Consider the following 675-nt stretch of genomic DNA (forward strand, 5'->3'; position numbering starts at 1 on the left):
CCCCCCTACCCGCCTCCGCCCGAGCGGTCGGCGGAGCTGCGGCGGCGGTTCGCGGAGGAGGCGCGGTCGCAGTGGCCCGACCTGTCCGCGCTGTGCCTCATGATCGGCGCCGAGGTGGACGGCACGCTGGACGAGGCCGGGATGGACGCCGCCCAGATCGAGCTGGACGAACTCGCCGGGCGGCTGCCGTACCGGCCGGGCGAGCCGCTGGCCTGGGCGCGGGCGGTGGGCCGGCTGCTGGGCGGCACCAACGGGTTCTGCGGCACGGCCGGGGAGTACGAGCGGCTGGAGTCCTCGCTGCTGCACTCCGTGCTGCGGCGGCGGCGCGGGCTGCCGATCCTGCTGTCGGTGGTGTGGATGGAGGTCGCCCGGCGCGCGGGCGCCCCGGTGTACGGGGTGGCGCTGCCGGGGCACTTCGTGGTCGGCTTCGGCACGGCCGGCGACCGGGTGCTGGCGGACCCCTTCGAGGGCGGCCGGGTGCTCAGCGGCATGGACACCGAGCTGCTGGTGGCCGGGGCGACGGGCGCGCCCCTGGAGCCCTCGATGCTGGTCCCGGCGGCACCGCTCCAGATCATCCAGCGCATCCTCAACAACATCCGCGCCTGGGCCACCGCCCGCCCCGAACGCTCCGACGTGGCCCTCTGCGCCGTCGAGCTGGCCATGCTCCTCCCCTCC

At 76.4% G+C, this 675-nt stretch carries 1 protein-coding gene; it reads left to right on the plus strand.

Features of this window, described 5'->3' with window-relative positions; genetic code table 11:
* A partial coding sequence (locus tag CCN33_RS30475) for a transglutaminase-like domain-containing protein (protein WP_107484032.1) occupies nt 1-675 on the plus strand: 675 nt, incomplete at both ends.

This window comes from Streptomyces recifensis (assembly GCF_002154615.1).
Taxonomy (GTDB): Bacteria; Actinomycetota; Actinomycetes; order Streptomycetales; family Streptomycetaceae; genus Streptomyces; species Streptomyces griseoluteus.